Origin of the sequence: Sphingobacterium sp. NGMCC 1.201703, assembly GCF_047784615.1 — a bacterium.
Lineage (GTDB): Bacteria > Bacteroidota > Bacteroidia > Sphingobacteriales > Sphingobacteriaceae > Sphingobacterium.
In genome coordinates this window covers 265,061-282,378 of record NZ_JBLOHD010000011.1, presented here as the reverse complement: position 1 = coordinate 282,378, position 17,318 = coordinate 265,061, and the positions used below count along the sequence as shown (strand labels likewise).

General features: G+C 40.7%; 15 protein-coding genes and 3 tRNA genes. 5 read left to right on the top strand and 13 right to left on the bottom strand.

The genetic code is table 11. From position 1 onward, the window contains the following. Positions 1–17 precede the first annotated feature (17 nt). From ACK8HY_RS21420 to ACK8HY_RS21385, 8 genes are all read right to left on the bottom strand, one after another. A complete protein-coding gene (locus tag ACK8HY_RS21420) occupies positions 18–3,188 on the bottom strand; it encodes an efflux RND transporter permease subunit (protein WP_416134760.1) in 3,171 nt (1,056 codons plus the stop codon). 38 nt (positions 3,189–3,226) lie between these two features. Next, positions 3,227–4,384, bottom strand: a complete 1,158-nt coding sequence (locus ACK8HY_RS21415; protein ID WP_416134759.1) for an efflux RND transporter periplasmic adaptor subunit — start codon at positions 4,382–4,384, stop codon at positions 3,227–3,229. Positions 4,385–4,412: 28 nt separating this feature from the next. Continuing rightward, the gene (locus ACK8HY_RS21410; RefSeq protein ID WP_077434214.1) at positions 4,413–5,738 is read right to left on the bottom strand and encodes a TolC family protein; all 1,326 of its coding nucleotides are present in this window, start codon (positions 5,736–5,738) and stop codon (positions 4,413–4,415) included. An 8-nt stretch (positions 5,739–5,746) separates the two neighbouring features. After that, positions 5,747–6,334 carry a TetR/AcrR family transcriptional regulator gene (locus ACK8HY_RS21405; RefSeq protein ID WP_416134758.1) on the bottom strand — a complete coding sequence of 196 codons (588 nt, stop codon included), beginning with the start codon at positions 6,332–6,334 and terminating at the stop codon, positions 5,747–5,749. A 230-nt stretch (positions 6,335–6,564) separates the two neighbouring features. After that, the gene (locus ACK8HY_RS21400) at positions 6,565–6,984 is read right to left on the bottom strand and encodes a c-type cytochrome (protein ID WP_416134757.1); all 420 of its coding nucleotides are present in this window, start codon (positions 6,982–6,984) and stop codon (positions 6,565–6,567) included. 1 nt (position 6,985) lies between these two features. Continuing rightward, positions 6,986–7,633 (bottom strand): SCO family protein, encoded by a 648-nt coding sequence (locus tag ACK8HY_RS21395; RefSeq protein ID WP_416134756.1) that lies wholly within the window; start codon positions 7,631–7,633, stop codon positions 6,986–6,988. A gap of 79 nt (positions 7,634–7,712) precedes the next feature. Beyond that, entirely contained in the window at positions 7,713–8,129 is a 417-nt protein-coding gene (locus ACK8HY_RS21390; RefSeq protein ID WP_077434206.1) for a hypothetical protein, read from the bottom strand. A 39-nt stretch (positions 8,130–8,168) separates the two neighbouring features. After that, positions 8,169–8,666: a PaaI family thioesterase gene (locus ACK8HY_RS21385; protein ID WP_077434204.1), complete on the bottom strand. Its 498-nt coding sequence runs from the start codon at positions 8,664–8,666 to the stop codon at positions 8,169–8,171. Positions 8,667–8,758: 92 nt separating this feature from the next. On the opposite strand from ACK8HY_RS21385, the gene ACK8HY_RS21380 reads away from it, so the two are divergent. Beyond that, the gene (locus tag ACK8HY_RS21380) at positions 8,759–9,994 is read left to right on the top strand and encodes an MFS transporter (RefSeq protein WP_416134755.1); all 1,236 of its coding nucleotides are present in this window, start codon (positions 8,759–8,761) and stop codon (positions 9,992–9,994) included. 253 nt (positions 9,995–10,247) lie between these two features. Here the strand turns inward: ACK8HY_RS21380 and purN are convergent, their stop codons facing one another. After that, positions 10,248–10,820, bottom strand: coding sequence for a phosphoribosylglycinamide formyltransferase (purN, locus tag ACK8HY_RS21375; protein WP_077434198.1), 573 nt, complete (start codon positions 10,818–10,820; stop codon positions 10,248–10,250). Positions 10,821–10,977: 157 nt separating this feature from the next. Here purN and ACK8HY_RS21370 point away from each other — a divergent pair, with 157 nt between their 5' ends. Then, positions 10,978–11,478: a peroxiredoxin family protein gene (locus ACK8HY_RS21370; RefSeq protein ID WP_416134754.1), complete on the top strand. Its 501-nt coding sequence runs from the start codon at positions 10,978–10,980 to the stop codon at positions 11,476–11,478. 94 nt (positions 11,479–11,572) lie between these two features. On the opposite strand, the gene clpB is transcribed toward ACK8HY_RS21370, so the two are convergent. Further along, positions 11,573–14,173, bottom strand: a complete 2,601-nt coding sequence (gene clpB / locus ACK8HY_RS21365; protein WP_077434194.1) for an ATP-dependent chaperone ClpB — start codon at positions 14,171–14,173, stop codon at positions 11,573–11,575. Between the two features lie 271 nt (positions 14,174–14,444). Here clpB and ACK8HY_RS21360 point away from each other — a divergent pair. From ACK8HY_RS21360 to ACK8HY_RS21350, 3 genes are all read left to right on the top strand, one after another. Next, positions 14,445–14,517 (top strand) — tRNA-Thr (locus ACK8HY_RS21360). 33 nt (positions 14,518–14,550) lie between these two features. Further along, positions 14,551–14,623: transfer RNA gene (locus ACK8HY_RS21355), tRNA-Thr, on the top strand. Between the two features lie 33 nt (positions 14,624–14,656). Beyond that, positions 14,657–14,729, top strand: a tRNA-Thr gene (locus ACK8HY_RS21350). Between the two features lie 40 nt (positions 14,730–14,769). On the opposite strand, the gene ACK8HY_RS21345 is transcribed toward ACK8HY_RS21350, so the two are convergent. The 3 genes from ACK8HY_RS21345 to ACK8HY_RS21335 form a co-directional block, all read right to left on the bottom strand. Continuing rightward, the gene (locus ACK8HY_RS21345; RefSeq protein WP_416134753.1) at positions 14,770–16,182 is read right to left on the bottom strand and encodes an alkaline phosphatase; all 1,413 of its coding nucleotides are present in this window, start codon (positions 16,180–16,182) and stop codon (positions 14,770–14,772) included. 85 nt (positions 16,183–16,267) lie between these two features. Beyond that, complete coding sequence (locus ACK8HY_RS21340) at positions 16,268–16,927, bottom strand: NAD(P)H-binding protein (protein WP_416134752.1); 660 nt, start codon at positions 16,925–16,927, stop codon at positions 16,268–16,270. Between the two features lie 99 nt (positions 16,928–17,026). Further along, a complete protein-coding gene (locus ACK8HY_RS21335) occupies positions 17,027–17,269 on the bottom strand; it encodes a hypothetical protein (protein WP_077434188.1) in 243 nt (80 codons plus the stop codon). Between the last annotated feature and the right edge of the window lie 49 nt (positions 17,270–17,318).

The following is a 17,318-nucleotide window of genomic DNA, read 5'->3' as shown; positions in this document are numbered from 1 at the left end:
AACAATTGCTTATTAGCTTAATGTGCACTTAAGTTCTTCGCTTTTTCTTCATCAAAATTAGCTTCCAATTCAGCCAATTTTTTCTTACCATAAGCCATTCGTGTGATCACAACGAATAGAACCGGAACGATAAAGATGGCCAAAAGTGTTGCTGCGGTCATACCACCGAATACCGTCCAGCCGATTGTCTGGCGGGAAATGGCGCCGGCACCGTGTGATAGCATCAGTGGAATAATACCCAGGATGAAGGCAAAAGAGGTCATGATAATCGGACGCAAACGCAATTTTACAGCATCTAACGTTGCCTCATAGAGATTCATCCCGATATCAACCCGCTCTTTGGCGAATTCCACAATCAGGATCGCATTCTTGGCGGCAAGACCAATGATGGTGACCAAACCGATCTGTGCATAAATATTATTATCCAAAGATGGTATCAAAGTTAAGGTCAGGATTGCTCCAAATACCCCTAACGGAACGGATAGCAGGATCGAGAATGGTACCGACCAGCTTTCGTACAATGCTGCCAACAGCAAGAATACAAATAAGATACATAGCGCAAAGATCTGGACAGTCTTTGATCCGGACTGCATTTCTTGCAATGAAAGACCGGAAAACTGATAGTCAAATCCTTCAGGCAATGTTTGTGTAGCAACTTCTTGCAAGGCTTTCAATGCATCTCCGGAAGAATAACCCGGGGCAGAACTACCATTGATCTCGACACTTCTAAAGATATTGTAGTGGTTGATGATTGAAGGCATAGTCATCAATTCATACTTGACCAGGGTACCCATAGGTACAGGGTTTCCTGAAACATTGTTGACATACAGTTTGTTGATGTCTTCAATATTCATGCGGTATGGAATATCAGCTTGTGTCACGACGCGGTAACTACGACCATATTTCGTAAAATCATTCACATAGCTACTACCCAAATAGGATGATATTGTCGAATAAATACTTGAGATAGGCACGCCCATACGTTTTGCCTGTTCACGGTTTACTTCCAATTTGTAGTTTGGAGAGTTGGTGTTAAACAGGGTATAAGCCATTCCAATTTCTGGACGTTGATTGGCAGCCATCAAGAATTTGCCGACTGTCGCTTCGAAATCTTTGATATTTACAGTCTGTAAATCCTGTACCTGCAACGAGAAACCTCCAGATGTACCTAGACCTGGGATTGCCGGTGGCGTTACCGCCAATACTCTTGCTTTGGTATAGCCCTGGTATTTGCCCATAATCATACCAGCGATATCGTTTGCTGTGCGTGTACGGGTTTCCCAAGGTTTAAGAGAAACGAACACTGTTGCGCCATTGGATTTAAATGCGCGGTTCAGGATATTGATACCTGAAATTGCGGTAACATACTTGATTTCGGGAAACGTCTTATGTAGATCGGCCTCAATCTCTTTAAGAACTTCATTTGTACGCGCAGAGGAAGAACCCTCTGGTAAAGTTATCCCTGCAAAAAATGCACCACCATCTTCAGAAGGAATAAATCCTGTTGGTTTGGTTGTAAACATCCAGCCTGTTCCGATAAAAATACATAACAGAATGATCAATACAAGTGGTGCTTTTTTGATGGCCTGTTTTACACCATTCGAGTATCTGATGGTCACCTTTTCAAACCAAATATTAAATTTGTAGAAAAATTTATTCAAACCTTTAGCGCCTTCATGTACTGCTGTCGGCTTTAATAAAATCGAACATAATGCCGGGGTTAAAGAAAGTGCAATAAATGCAGACAACATAACCGACACCGCAATGGTGATTGCAAACTGTTGATACAATTTACCGACCATCCCAGGGATAAAACCAACGGGAACAAATACGGCAGCCAAGATTAATGCAATTGCAATAACCGGAGCGGTGATATCGCCCATGGCACGACGTGTTGCTTCTTTCGCATCCAGTTTATAATGGTCGATATAGTGCTGGACAGCTTCCACCACAACGATGGCATCATCCACCACAATACCAATGGCCAATACAAAGGCAAGCATGGTCAGGTTGTTGACCGAAAAGCCAAACATCAGGAAGAAGATGAAGGTACCGATGATGGATACGGGGATAGCCAGTACAGGGATTAATGTTGCCCGCCAGCTTTGAAGGAAGAAAAATACCACCACTGTTACTAATATCAATGCTTCAACCAAGGTGTGGATAACCGAAGAAATAGAGGCATTTACAACCGACACCGTCTCGTAACTGATCGTATAATCTACATCGGTTGGAAAAGATTTCTTTAATTTTTCCAAAGCATCGACAATACCTTTTGCAGATTCTACGGCATTTCCGCCCGGGGTCTGATTGATCATCATTGCAGACGATGTCATGCCATTTACGGTAGACGATGTACCATAATTGAATTGACCCAATTCAACACGAGCAACATCCTTTAAAAGTACGATAGATCCATCTCTGTTAGTTTTTACAACGATGTTTTCAAAGTCCTCGGGATTAGAAAGGTCACTATCGGTAATGACGGGATATTCAAATACCGTCGAGGACTCTTGTGGACGTCCACCAACGCTACCGCCGGGTATGCGGGAGTTTTGTTCTGCAATTGCTGTGGATACATCGGCAGGAGTCATGCTCAGATTGGCTAATTTGTTTGCATCTAGCCATACACGCATGGAGAAGGGTTGCCCAAAAGCGGTTACATCACCGACGCCTTTAACACGTAACAATGCATCTTTAACGTATAAGTTGTTGTAATTTGCCAAGAAATTTTCACTTCTTGTTCCTTTTGGTGAAGTTAAAGCAACCAACATCAAGATATCGTTATTGGCTTTACGGGTTGTAATTCCTAAACGTCTTACCGCTTCAGGAAGGGCTGGTTCCGCAATTCCTACGCGGTTTTGTACGTCTAAGGTTGCTATATCGATATCCGTTCCTACTTCAAATGTCACAGTAATTGTTGCTTGACCATTTGAAGTACTATTGGACGACATATAAATCATGCCTGGTGTACCATTGATCTGACTCTCAATAAGAGTCGTCACGGTTTGCTCAACCGTCTGTGCATCTGCTCCTGTATAGTTTGCTGTAACTGTAACAGTTGGCGGTGCAATAGAAGGATACTGGCTAATTGGCAACGTAGATACTGCAATGATCCCGATAATTGAAATCAATATCGAAATAACAATTGCGGTAACTGGCCTCTTAATAAATACTTCTGAAATCATGCTATATCTTTTAGATTCTCTTTAAAAAATTAATGCTGTTATTTTCCTTTCGGCGCTCCCTGTGCAGCCTGTTGGGCGGCGGTGGCAGCGTCGACGACTTTAACACCATTCTGGACATTCATGGCACCATCAACAATGATTTTTTCACCGTCTTTGACGCCCTCTTTAATAACGATTTTATCGCCGGCTTTAATGCCTAATTTTACCTGACGGATTTCAGCTTTGCTGCTATCGTTAACGGCATATAAATTGAATACACCCAATTGCTCGAAGACGGCTTTATAAGGAACAACGATTTCCTCTGTTGGTGAAGTTGTCGAGACATTCATGGTGATATTCATACCCGCTCTTAACGCATTGGCGTTATTCGGGAACGTAGCCCGTACTTTAATTGTCCCTGTCGCTGGGTCAACCGCACGGTCAATGGTCGTTATGCTTCCTTTGCCTTCATAGGTAGTACCATCCGGTAATAGGAGCGAAAGGTCCGACGAAGAACGATTGCTTTGCATTTGAACAAATTTGCTGATATCTTTTTCGTTGACCTGAAACTCAATGGCGATCGGGCTCGTCGAAGATAGGGTGTTCAATAGGGTAGATCCTGGATTGACCAAGGCACCTAGACGTACTTGTGATATACCGACAGTTCCGGAGAATGGTGCGCGAATTGTGGAACGGGACAAATTGGTATTTGCTGTCACCAATGCCGCGCGTGCAGACTCTACCTGCGCCTGTGAAGCAGCTACAGCGGATACCGCATTGTCATACACCTGCTTTGCGATCGCGTCCTTGTCAGCCAATACTTGATAACGGGCCAAATCTCTTTTTTGACGGTCGAGGTCAGTCTGTGCAATTTGTAAGCTTGCTTTGGCCTGTTGTACTGCTGCATTATAACGTGTTCCATCAATTTCGTATAAGGCTTGACCTTTAGAGACCACAGCACCGTCTGAAACATATATTTTGGTAATATAACCGCTTACTTCTGCAAATAGGTCTGCTTCGTTCAACGGTTTGACTGTTGAAGGGTAACTAATTGTTCCCGTTACAATCTCATGTGATGCTGTGCCAAAGGTAACGGGTACAACCTTCTCAGCCTGAGCCTGTGCTGCACCTTGCTTTTTTGCATCTTTATTTCCACAAGAGGTCCATACTAAAGCCGTCCCAAGGAAGAAAGCGAATAATAATTGTCTTTTATTCATGATTTGTATTAGTTTCCGTTTGAATTGATTAATTAGTTTGGATCGCCCCAACTGCTTTTTGAACGTCCAGTTTACTTGACAAGAGCGCATAGAGGGCGTTCAGATAATTGAACTGTGTTATTTTCAGATCGTTTTCTGCCGTCATTAAATCCAGGTATTTTGTAATTCCTTCATCGTATTGCAATTTGATCGTTTCATACACCTCTTTGGATAATTCCACATTCTCTTTTGCCGTTTTCCAATCGTTTAAATTGGCATTATAAGCTGCTTTTGCCAAGGAATATTCGGTATTGATCATATTTTCCAAATTCTTGATATCCCAGTCAATCCGCTCTTCCAGTAATCTCGATTTACTGACTTGTTTTTTTCGTTTAAATCCGTCGAAAATAGAAAAAGAAAGATTTAGTCCTGCAACAGATCCAGGGAAATTGTCGCTATAGAGTTTACTGAATTTATCATTCCGATAATTGAATGCATAGTTATAGAAGGCACTTACACTGGGTAAATAGGTCCATTTAAAGTATTGCGTATTCAATTGCTGAATCTTTTTGGATGTTTCCAATTGTTGGAATTCGATCCGATTGGAAACACTTACTGCAGCTGTGGTATCCAATAGAATTTCAGACTCCATATTGCTGTTACCGAAAGACAGTGTTAGATTTTGGCCTTTATCTAAGGCTAGCAATTGTTTTAGATATTCATACTTATATTTTCGCAATTCAACAGTGCGTTTTTCGTCGGCGTTGGAATTGGCCAAAGCGATCTGTGCCCTTTTATAATCCGTTTTGTCTACTATTCCGACCTCATACTGTGATTTTGCGTCTTTCAGTTGTTTTTGGAGCCTGGCAATGTTTTCCCGAACAATTTTTATCTGCTCTTCTGAGGTGAGGATATCATAATATGCTTTACTGACCTCTACAACTGCATCGATTTTTTTGCTTTCGGTATTTTGTTTGTTACCCAGTCTAATCAATGACGCAGCCTTTCTTGCCTGTATTAATTCAGGATTCAACAGTTGCTGGTCAGCTTGTAGTGTCAATGCACTGGCATTATTCTGCCCCATTTTGATATTGTTTCCACCGATATTGACCACAGGGACAATCACATTATAGTTGTAGCTTCCTTTCAAACCTAATTGGGGATACCAACCTGAAAGGGAGATGTCGATATCCTTTTCGCCGATGGCCTCATCCAATTGCGCTTGTTTTACAGAGATTTGATTACGTAAGGCGTAATCAATCAGCTGCTGAAGTGTTGCATTTGCCGGCAAGTTTTCAGATTGCTGTTGTGCAAATCCTGTATTACTCAAAAGCGACAGGGCCGCCAAGGAATAAACGATTTTATTAAACTTCATATATGTAATTAATTATTTTTTTCTCTATTAATAGCTCCATCCCAAATAATTCCGGTCAAATCCTCAATATTCTGTTCAGAAAATTGGAGACCTTTGAATTTGATACTATGAACTGTTGCTAAGGCTACGCCGATATAACTTGCTACTAAAAGATGAACATCGACCTGCTTTAGAATTTTTTGGTCAATGCCTGCTTGTAAAAAGTCCAATACTTTATTTTGTCCACCGACAGGCTCTTGTATTTCAGCTTTATTCTTTTCATGATATGGGGAAGAAAAAAACTGTTCAAAAAAACTGAAGATCGTTTCGTTCTCCAGATAAAACTTGACGAAGTTGCGCCAGACATGAACAAAAGAAGCCCTGTAGTCCAAGTCCTCTGCCATGCCATTAAAAACAAAATCGTTCAATAGAGAGCGGCAGTGTTTGAATAGGGCAAAGATCAGCTCATCTTTAGAAGGAAAATAGTGGTAGATAGTTCCTATTGCTACATCGGATTCCTGCGCAATTTTACTCATTGGTGTCCCGTGGAAACCGTTGCTGTGTATCAGTTTAAGTGTGGCAGCAAAGACAGCTGCAATTTTTTCATTTGTGTGCATCAATCGAACGTTCATTCGGTTGCAAAATTAGTGATTAATTTGAAGTTAAACTGTCAAATTATTGTTATAAATCAATAAATACCAAACTTATTGGAGAATAATAGAATAAGGAAAAAAGATATAAATTGTTTTGGCTTTGGAAGATTATTTTTTTGTTGGCCGAATTTCGCCTGTGTTCCCCGCAATGGAGGACAAAAAAATAAAGGAACTTGATAGAAGTTCCTTTATTTTTATTGACAATTTCTTAATTGTTTTTCCACTTCATCGAGGGGAAATATTTCTTTGCCCTTGTTGATTTTGGTGTTGATATAGGTCAGTACATAAGCGATATCAACTGCCGAAAGATTTGAAGCCGGCATGGTATTATTGAATTTCTTGCCTGCAACTTCGAGTTCTCCTGTTGTTCCATATTTAACAATACAGGCAAGATTTTGCTGATTGTCTTTCAAAAACTTGGTGTCCGTGAGTGGAGGGTAGAGGTTTCCTAATCCTTCTCCTTTTTCGCCATGACAATTCTGACAATGTGTTATATATACTTTTTGACCATTTACGGTATATTGTGCTGTCCGAATATCAATTTCGTTTTGACAGCCGATCAAAGCCAATAATAGGCAGCCAATAATAAAACAGGTCGTTAAGAGGGTACGCATATTAGTTTTTAGCTTCGTTCAGTAGCTTTGGTAGGTCCGCCATTAGTTTTTTTACCTGCTCATCATTCGTACCATCATAAGCGCCACGGATGCGTTTGTCCTTGTCAATCAAGACAAGGTAACCTTGGTGATCATAACCTCCGGGGGCATTCTTATCTTCGGCCGTATACACAAGATATTGGTTGGCAATACCGTATATATCGGCTTTTGTGCCTGAAACAAACTGCCAATGATCATTGCTCACGCCCAGCTTATTTGCATAATCTTTCAATACGTAGGGCTGATCATATTTAAAATCTATGCTATGGGACAAAAAGCGAACAGCATCGTTGTCCTTATATTGGGTATAGATTTTGAGTAAATTACGGTTCATTGTTGGGCAAATGCTCGGACAATGCGTAAAAAAGAAATTTGCAATATATACTTTTCCTTCGAAATTCTTTTCCGAGATCATTACACTATCCTGATTCAAAAACTTAAATGCCGGTATGGTGTGATAAACAGTATCTATCACTTGTTTTCCATCCACTGTTTTTTCAACGGCTTCCCGTTCGCCATAAATTGGCAAATTCGACTGACTTGTGTTTTTACAAGAAAATAAACCAAGCAATACGCCCGTTGCACAACAAAATTTGATTATAGATTTCATCTGTTTCTATTCTTTCATTATGAATTTGCCTTTCGGCCTTTCTGTCCTGCTGTTTGGCAGTTAAGTGTAGCAAAGTTGCCTAGAAATTCTTTAATTTATCTTGGCTTTCTTTGGAAACAGCATCAAATATTTTCTTCATATCCGATACTTTTTGCAGTTCAGCTTCAAAATACTTAATATCGGTGCTGTCGGGTTTGTATTCTTTCATCCAGTCCATCATATGGTCTGTCGCACTTTCCAGATTGGCTTTTAAAATACCAAGTTCTTTTTTTGTAGCTATGGTGTCCAGGTCCGCCTTAGCCGCTTTAAGTGATTTTAGATTATTTAAGATAGAGTCTATTTTAACAGCATCGCGGTCAAAATGAGCGATCTGGGGCATGATTTCATCATGGATTTTGATTGTTGAATCTTGTAAAACTTTTACATTGTTTGTGCCAGTGGTTCCACATGCCGCTATTGCCAAGGATGCGATAGCCATGAAAGCGATTTTGTTCATGTTTCTATTTTTTGGTAATTGGACAAAGATATCAATTTCTTATTGCTCAACCTTTCGATTTCTATCCGGGAATGTAAAATTCAGGTCACGAATGTAGGTTTCGCAATGCACTACAGCACATAGTTCGTCATTTTTATCTTTTATTTCCAGACTTAGGTTTTTGACAATTTTACCTTTCGTACGGATATTCTGGGTACATTCAGCCAACAACTCGTCTGAAAGCTGAACGGCATAGCCCAAACTGGTCTTTCCCGGTTTCTTAAAATCAATCCGGGATGATTTGAGCCAGGCAACAGTCTTTTTAAAACCTGCTTTTTGAAGGTATTGATCAATCAGTATTGGAAATATGGGATCAGCGGCAGCGAAGATTGTACCGCCAAACAAGGTTTTGTTGGTATTGATATTGAATGGGGTTTTGTAAATTTTTACCTCAGCTCCTTTGAAGCCTGGGCTGATCTTTTTGACCCAGATTCCCTGAAATAGAAAAGGTGGGTAAAAGCGCAATAGCCATGTTAATGCACGTGGACTGTATCTCATGATACAAAAATAGAACAATGTGCGGGATTATTTTCCGAAATCTTGGTTTTATTCATTCACTGTGGTATTTTTATGGCATCAAAAAACCTAAAATGTCAACATTAAAAGATAAGCAGACCGAAAACAAAAAAATATGGTTATTGGTGACAATAGCTTCACTGGGATATTTTGTCGATATCTACGACCTTATTATTTTCTCTATTGTCCGTATTCAATCCTTTACAGATATTGGTGTACCGGTAGAGCAGATGCGGGTAAAAGGTGAGTTTGTCCTGAACATGCAAATGGGAGGCTTATTGCTGGGAGGAATTATCTGGGGGATTATCGGTGATAAATACGGGCGCTTAAAAGTCCTGTTCGGTTCTATTCTTCTTTATTCTTTGGCGAATATTGCCAATGGCTTTGTGCAGGATGTGTGGCAATATGGGATTATCCGTTTTATAGCTGGCATCGGATTGGCTGGCGAATTGGGCGCGGGGATCACTTTGGTTTCAGAAAGTATGCATAAATCAAAGCGCGGCTACGGCACGATGTTGGTTGCTAGTGTAGGGGTATTGGGGGCTATTCTTGCCTATTTCGTTTCTGAGGAATTCAATTGGCGTACAGCCTATTTTGTCGGTGGTGGAATGGGCTTATTGTTGTTGCTTTTACGTGTCGGTTCCTTTGAATCGGGTCTTTTTAAAGAGCAGGATAAAAAGGATGTCCCAAAAGGTGATTTTAGGATGCTTTTTACTAATAAAGGTCGATTGAAACGTTATATTAATTGCCTCTGTATTGGTTTGCCAATCTGGTTTGTTGTTGGGGTATTGGTGACACAGGCCCCGGAAATCGGGAAAGCGTTGGGTGCGTCCGAAACCCTAAGTGCCGGGAAAGGGGTGATGTTTGCTTATATCGGAATTTCCATTGGGGATGTGCTGGCGGGTGTCTTTGCACAGCTGTTAAAATCTCGGAAAAAGGTAGTTTTTATCTGTCAGCTGATTATTATCGGTAGTTCACTATGGTATCTTTTGAGTACTGGAATTACGGCCGACAGATTTTTAATTTTAGCTTTTATTATGGGATTAGGAGTAGGGTATTGGGCTACATTTGTGACAATTTCAGCGGAACAATTTGGTACCAATCTTCGGGCAACTGTGGCTACAACAGCACCTAATTTTGTCCGGGGCGCCCTAATACCGTCCACCATGGTTTATGGGCTTTTAGTCGATTCTTTTGGTATCGTCACGGCGGCAATTACGATGATCTTGTTGCTTTCTGGTATTGCGATGTATTCTTTGTCGCAGCTCGAAGAAAGCTTTGACAGGGATCTGAATTATCTCGAAGAGTAAAGCGAGATGGTCGACAGAAACTATTTTTTTCGTCCGGGGCACTTTTTGCAACGTTTCCCTTCTTTGTATTTTTTACAGCATTTTTTGAAACAAACGCAGGAAAAATCAGAAAATGGGTTCATCGCGGCACTTCTGAATTGAAATGGGCTTGCTTTGCCCTCGCTCTCACACTGTTCCACAAAGGATTCAATAACTTCGTTCATAGGGCAAAGTTACGATTTGTTTAAAATAATTCTAAATAAAAATGTTGTTTTTACATTTTCTTGATTAGGTTCTCGATTACTTTCGGGAAATGTTGGTGTTCCAATTGCTGACCTTTGAACTTGATGATATCTAAGGTGTCATCGGCATCTACCTTAAATTTTGCCTGATAAATAATCTCGCCTTCATCAAAGTGTTCATTGGCAAAATGGATGGTAATACCATGTTCCTCTTCTTTGTTGGCCAACACCGCTTTGTGCACATGATCGCCATACATGCCTTTGCCTCCATATTTAGGAAGGAGCGCAGGGTGGATATTGATGATCTGATTGGGATAGGCTTTTAAAAGATTGTTTGGGACAAGCCATAGGAAACCGGCTAGGACAATCAGGTCGATATTCAGATTTTTAAGGATGTTAACGATATTATCCGTGTTGTAAAATTCATTGCGATCAAATATATGGGCAGGGATTTCAAAATTGTCAGCGCGCTGAATAACGTAAGCGTCAGGATTGTTGGAAAGGATCAGCGCAACCTCAGCTTCATCTGAGTATTTGAAATGTTCCATTATTTTTTGAGCATTGGACCCTGAACCTGAAGCAAAAATGGCAATTCGTTTTTTCACGATTAATGAGTATTAATAGATTTGATCGATTTAAAAATTAGTCCAAACTTACGCATTTTTTGTAAAAAAAATAAAATATTGACGAATAGAGCCGCATTTTTAGGTATTATTGATGATAATTAATTGAATATTCATTGTCAGTTTAAAATTCTTTAACATGAAGTTACTCTGTTCCCTATTTTTGGTTTGCACATCTTTTATTTTTCAACCCTTGTTTGCTCAGGCACCCAAAACAATTCCGGCATTTACATTTGATGAGGTCTATCAGTCGGGTAAATTCCATGCTGACAAATTACCCAAGACAGGTTATATTGTGTTGGACTTTTACGATCCGGGCTGTGGTCATTGTCAGAAAATGGGGGCTGGAATCGCGCAGAACTTGCAGAAGCTCAAACATGTAAGCTTGTATTTTATCTCGATGAACGACAAAGCCTATGTAGACGGATTTATTAATATGCATGCCAAAGCACTGAAGAATGCGGCCAATGTGAAATTTTTATTTGATTCCGGAACACAGTTTATTGAAAAATTTAAACCCAGTAATTATCCTTCACTGTATGTTTATGATGCTAAAACGAAAACTTTGCTGCAGCATCTAGATGGAGAGGACGATGTGAAAAAATTGCTGAAAGCGGTTGGGGTTTCGAATTTGAATTGAGTATTAAAATAATAGCAAGGTGATGCAATATGGCCTGCAAAATAAAAGCCCCGCATGATTGGCGGGACTTTTATGCTTATTAAACAGTATATGATTAATTTTCCTGTTTATTGATAAAGACAAATTTTCCATCGAATACATCCAGCCGGATAATGGAATCGCGACTGACTTTGCCAGATAAAATTTCTTTGGAAAGCTCATTCAGAATACGTTTTTGAATGACACGTTTCAACGGTCTGGCACCATAGATCGGATCATAGCCGAGCTGTGCCAGCCAATCCATTGCTTCATCTGAGGCCGTGATAAAGATATTTTGTTCGGCGAGTTGTTTTTGGACATGTGAAAACTGAAGTCGTACAATATCACCGATTTCATCTCTGCTCAAAGGGGTAAACATAATAACTTCATCGATACGGTTCAGAAACTCCGGACGGATAGACTGTTTGAGCAGGTCAAACACTTCCGTACGGGTCTTTGCAATGATCTCCTCTTTATTATCATCATCCAAACGGCTAAAATTCTCCTGAATAATATGCGATCCCGTATTGGAGGTCATGATAATGATGGTGTTCTTAAAGTTTACTGTACGCCCTTTGTTGTCGGTAAGGTGGCCATCATCCAGTACCTGTAGCAAAATATTAAATACATCGGGATGGGCTTTTTCGATTTCGTCCAGTAATACGACCGAATACGGATGTCTGCGTACAGCTTCTGTAAGCTGACCACCTTCATCATAACCCACATATCCCGGAGGCGCACCAATCAAACGGGATACCGCATGTCTTTCCTGATATTCGGACATATCAATACGCACCATGGACTGTTCATCATCGAATAAAAACTCAGCCAGCGCTTTTGCGAGTTCGGTTTTTCCGACTCCGGTTGTACCAAGGAAAATGAAGGAACCAATTGGACGCTTTGCATCATTCAATCCGGCCCTTGAGCGTCGGATTGCATCAGAGATTGCTTCAATGGCCTCATTTTGACCCGCCACCCGTTTGTGAAGTTCTTCTTCCAGGTTCAACAGTTTTTCCCGTTCAGACTGAATCATCTTGCTCACTGGTATTCCAGTCCATTTGGCAACGACATCAGCAATATCTTCGGATGTGACCTCTTCCTTCAGCATACGTTTGCTTTCTTGCTTTTCTGCCAGTTCAGCTTTGAGCTTTTCTACTTTTTCCTGTGCTTCTTTGATTCGTCCGTAACGCAATTCGGCTACTTTGCCATAGTCACCGGAGCGTTCGGCCTGTTCGGCTTCAAGCTTGTAGTTTTCAATGTTTTCAATTTCTTGGTTCACATTGTCCACTAAACTTTTTTCCGCTTGCCAGGAAGCTCTTAAGTTGTCGCGTTCTGCAGATAAGTTGGCAATACTTTCCGAAAGTTCCTGTACCTTTTTGTCATCATTTTCACGTTTCAGTGCCTCGCGTTCAATCTCCAATTGCATAATACGGCGTTCCAACTCATCTACGGCTTCTGGAACAGAATCCATCTCCAGCCGTAATTTGGATGCAGCCTCGTCAATAAGGTCAATTGCTTTATCCGGTAGAAAACGGTCGGCGATATAACGTTGCGATAATTCTACCGCTGCGATGATAGACTCATCTAGGATACGTACTTTATGATGTGTTTCATAACGCTCTTTCAATCCCCGCAGGATGGAAATTGCATCCTGTGTGTCCGGTTCTTCGACCATTACCTTTTGGAATCTGCGTTCCAGCGCTTTGTCTTTTTCAAAGTATTTCTGATACTCATTGAGTGTGGTTGCACCAATGGCCCGTAGCTCACCTCTGGCCAGTGCAGGTTTCAGAATATTTGCGGCATCCATGGCGCCTTCACCACCTCCAGCACCAACCAAGGTGTGAATCTCATCGATAAAGAGGATAATCTCACCATTAGAGTCTGTTACTTCTTTGACAACAGCTTTCAAACGTTCTTCAAATTCACCTTTGTATTTCGCTCCGGCAACCAAAGCTCCCATGTCCAGTGAAAAGACAATCTTGGACTTTAGATTTTCCGGCGCATCACCTTTGATAATCCGATAGGCAATTCCCTCTGCTATAGCGGTCTTACCAACTCCCGGTTCACCCACAAGTATGGGGTTGTTTTTGGTACGACGAGATAGAATCTGCATCACGCGTCTGATCTCCTCGTCACGACCGATAACAGGGTCTAATTTACCAGATTCTGCATATTCATTTAAGTTACGGGCATATTTTCCTAGCGCATTGTAAGTTGCTTCCGCATTTTGGTCGGTGACACGGCTGTTGCCCCGTAATTCTTTAATGGCTGTCTTTAGATCTTTTTCCGTTACCCCTTGTGACTTTAATAAGGAGGATGTTTTGTCTGATGTTGCCAATATTCCCAATAGGAGATGCTCGACGGATACAAATTCGTCGTTAAATTCTTTGAGATATCCCTGCGCTTTTTGTAAGGCGCTATTTGCATCGCTGCTCAGATAGATGTTACTTCCGCTCACTTTGGGGAAGCTTTCGATCTGTTTATCAAGCTCAGTGCCAAGGTAGGAGATGTTGACGTTCAATTTCTTTAATAGGTGACTGACAACATTTTCATCTACAGTAAGTAATGCTTTCAGTATATGTGCTGTTTCGATGGCCTGTTGCTGATTTCCAGCGGCTATCTCCGAAGCTTTTTGTATTGCCTCTTGGGCCTTGATTGTGTAATTGTTAAAGTTCATTCTGTATCGCTTAATTAAAGTTTTGTTGATATGTATGGATATAACAATTGAAATGCCATTCGGGTTTTGCGTGGTATTTCGGAAAAAATGGCATTAATATTTATTGAATCATGACAAATTTTCATTATTTAAAAATAATACGGTTGATTTTTAAATAATTGGCCTAAAAGCAGGTAAAAATTATAGCGCAGGGCTTGCATTTTTGGTTTAGGCTTTCGATATTTGCAGCATCTTAAAACGGAGGTCGTTTTAAGATTGAAAAGAAGTAAAAGCCTCTTTAGCTCAGCTGGTAGAGCAACTGACTTGTAATCAGTAGGTCATTGGTTCGATCCCGATAAGAGGCTCTTTGAGTGACACTCATTAAACTTCTTTAAAAAGCCTCTTTAGCTCAGCTGGTAGAGCAACTGACTTGTAATCAGTAGGTCATTGGTTCGATCCCGATAAGAGGCTCTTTGAGTGACACTCATTAAACTTCTTTAAAAAGCCTCTTTAGCTCAGCTGGTAGAGCAACTGACTTGTAATCAGTAGGTCATTGGTTCGATCCCGATAAGAGGCTCAAAAAAATCCCCAGGAATTTCCTGGGGATTTTTTTGTTTTTAGTCTAAGGTTAGCTTTGCGGCTTGTGCTATTTTCTTTGGTATATCGGTATTATCCATTTTCTGATTGAACAGCTCAGCACCAGCACCAATGGCGTAAACAGGAGCATAGGCTGCTGAATGGTTGTTGGAAGCCCAGGCAATAGAGCCCATACGGTTCAGTATAGCAATACTTAAAGCAGCGATTTTATCATCACTCGCATACAAACTTTTTGCTGTCTCATTCTGATGATCGACGAAACTCCTTTGATAGGCTTCTTTTAGCGATTTGTCATCCGTCTCATTGACTTTTACCTGATCATATAAACCTGTGTTTGTCGAAAGCAGGTTTTTGAGGTCATCCCAAGTGGCGTTTGCTTTGTTTTTGCGGAGGTTGCCGATTTCATTTGAAAGCGCTGCATGTGATAATTTTTGGTTGGCCAGCAACTTTGTTCTTAAAGTAGAACTGCCGTTACCGATGCCCAGTCCGCCAGTTTCATGATCTGCAGTGACGACAATGAGGGTTTCTTTGGGGTGTTTCTTATAGAATTCATAGACAAGTTCTGCCGCTGAATTAAAGTCCAATACTTCCTGAATTGTTGTAGCGGCATCGTTAGCATGGCAGGCCCAATCTATTTTTCCACCTTCAATCATCAAAAAAAAGCCGTTTTTATTGTTCTGTTCCAGGGATTGGATCGCTGCAGCGGTAATATCTGCGAGTTTCAGATCGGATGGTTTTTGGTCTATGGCATATTTTAATGCATCCGTAGCAGTTCCAGCTGTATTCATCAGGATAATTTTGTCAGATTTACTAGGATGTTGCGCATAAGCTTCTTTTCCCTTTAAAATTTTATAGCCTGCTTTTTCAAATAGTGGAAAAAGAGAAGGCGCCGGTTGTTTATCGAAAGTTGTTTCGGGCTTTAGGAAATTGGATCCGCCAAAGAAGTCGAAATTGGAGCTGATGATTTCTTTTCCGATTTCGTAGTACATGTCGCGGTCAGGCTGATGGGCATAAAACGAGGCGGGGGTAGCATGATCTATGCTCACACTTGTGATGATACCGACTTTCTTTCCTTTTTCTTTGGCTGCATAAGCGATACTTTTGTGCGGTACAGTTCCGGTGCTGTCCATTCCTATAACACCATTCTTTGTCTTTTTGCCTACAGCAAGTGCTGTACCGCCGGCGCCAGAATCGGTGACACCGTTAGATTGGGAGTTGGTGGAGGCAAAACCAACGTAGGGAAATTGGGTGAAAACCAAAGGTACTGTGCTGTTTTTTTGTTGGAGTTCCGCACGGTGTATTTCGGTCAGATTGACTTGATTAAGTCCCATTCCGTCACCGATCAGATAAAAGATATACTTCGCTTGTTGGCTAAAAGCTGGAAATACATAAATAAAAGCAAAGAGAAAAAGGAATAAAAAGCGTTTTTTCATTAGTGTGATAAATAAAATAAATGACGGCAAATTAATAAGCCCGGATTAGTTTATTGTTAATTCAATGTTATGAATACTTTTCACGTTACTGTTGGTCGGCAGTTTCTGAAAGCTGTTTGATATCTTCTACTGAAATGATATTAATGCGTTCTTTGCGGTTATGAATGGACTGTATCATTGCCTTGGCGACCGTAGCAACAGGAAGTGCTTCATAGGTCTTAAAAAGGCCGATACGATTAAAAGCGCGTAATGCGTTTATACCAATCTTTTCACCCAAGCGATTTGTATCGGGGCGTATCAAGCCACCTGGCTGTACAATAATAAGTTGACCGAAATCGAGCACTTTAACATGTTGCTCCAGACTTCCTTTCATTCGATTGTAGAAAATTTTTGATCCAGCATCTGCGTTGACTGCTGAAAGTAATACAAAAGAAGGGATTCCATTTTTCTTAGCAAACGCTGCAAATTGCAGATTGAGGTCATGGTCCACTTTCCATTGGGCATCTTTACTACCGGCGTCTTTACGTGTAGTACCCAGGCAAGAAAAGGCAACCTCGCCGCAAATTTCCTGTTCATATTCCTGTAACCTGTCGAAGTCTACGATGATCTGCTTTAATTTGGGCTGTTCCTCAAATGCCTTGCGGCGCAAGAGGAGAACGACCTCGGTGAAATCGGATGATTTTAATAACTCCTGAACAAGTACTTTTCCAGTTGCACCAGAACCACCTATTAAAACTGCTCTCATGTCATTTATTTTTTTGTTTAAAGCAAAAATCTATGGCGCATCCCTGATAATCAGGATGGCAATAGCGGATTGATAAATAGTGTTTTTACGTTAGTATCTCTAATCTTTGTAATTTGGTTTTCCGGGAGTAAAACGTACAATAGACTGGTCCAGGCGTAGGGTCTCTGCCACGGTAATTAGATCTTCCTCGACAATGAAATTTTGATCAATAGAGGTTTTTATCGTTGTAAAATCTTCCTGATCGGCGTCCTGAAAATATAGTAAGGATTGGATGGTCGATACGGCCACAAGTTCGAGTAATTCATCTTCGCCTTCATAACCCACATAGAAAAAATCTGCCATAATTATACAATTTGGTTTTATACGAATATACTTTATTTAATCCTAAAAT

Excerpts from the sequence above, each read along its gene's own strand:
- ACK8HY_RS21420 (WP_416134760.1), bottom strand. The coding sequence starts at position 3,188 with ATGATTTCAGAAGTATTTATTAAGAGGCCAGTTACCGCAATTGTTATT.
- ACK8HY_RS21415 (WP_416134759.1), bottom strand. The coding sequence starts at position 4,384 with ATGAATAAAAGACAATTATTATTCGCTTTCTTCCTTGGGACGGCTTTA.
- ACK8HY_RS21410 (WP_077434214.1), bottom strand. The coding sequence starts at position 5,738 with ATGAAGTTTAATAAAATCGTTTATTCCTTGGCGGCCCTGTCGCTTTTG.
- ACK8HY_RS21405 (WP_416134758.1), bottom strand. The coding sequence starts at position 6,334 with ATGCACACAAATGAAAAAATTGCAGCTGTCTTTGCTGCCACACTTAAA.
- ACK8HY_RS21400 (WP_416134757.1), bottom strand. The coding sequence starts at position 6,984 with ATGCGTACCCTCTTAACGACCTGTTTTATTATTGGCTGCCTATTATTG.
- ACK8HY_RS21395 (WP_416134756.1), bottom strand. The coding sequence starts at position 7,633 with ATGAAATCTATAATCAAATTTTGTTGTGCAACGGGCGTATTGCTTGGT.
- ACK8HY_RS21390 (WP_077434206.1), bottom strand. The coding sequence starts at position 8,129 with ATGAACAAAATCGCTTTCATGGCTATCGCATCCTTGGCAATAGCGGCA.
- ACK8HY_RS21385 (WP_077434204.1), bottom strand. The coding sequence starts at position 8,666 with ATGAGATACAGTCCACGTGCATTAACATGGCTATTGCGCTTTTACCCA.
- ACK8HY_RS21380 (WP_416134755.1), top strand. The coding sequence starts at position 8,759 with ATGTCAACATTAAAAGATAAGCAGACCGAAAACAAAAAAATATGGTTA.
- ACK8HY_RS21370 (WP_416134754.1), top strand. The coding sequence starts at position 10,978 with ATGAAGTTACTCTGTTCCCTATTTTTGGTTTGCACATCTTTTATTTTT.
- clpB (WP_077434194.1), bottom strand. The coding sequence starts at position 14,173 with ATGAACTTTAACAATTACACAATCAAGGCCCAAGAGGCAATACAAAAA.
- ACK8HY_RS21345 (WP_416134753.1), bottom strand. The coding sequence starts at position 16,182 with ATGAAAAAACGCTTTTTATTCCTTTTTCTCTTTGCTTTTATTTATGTA.
- ACK8HY_RS21340 (WP_416134752.1), bottom strand. The coding sequence starts at position 16,927 with ATGAGAGCAGTTTTAATAGGTGGTTCTGGTGCAACTGGAAAAGTACTT.
- ACK8HY_RS21335 (WP_077434188.1), bottom strand. The coding sequence starts at position 17,269 with ATGGCAGATTTTTTCTATGTGGGTTATGAAGGCGAAGATGAATTACTC.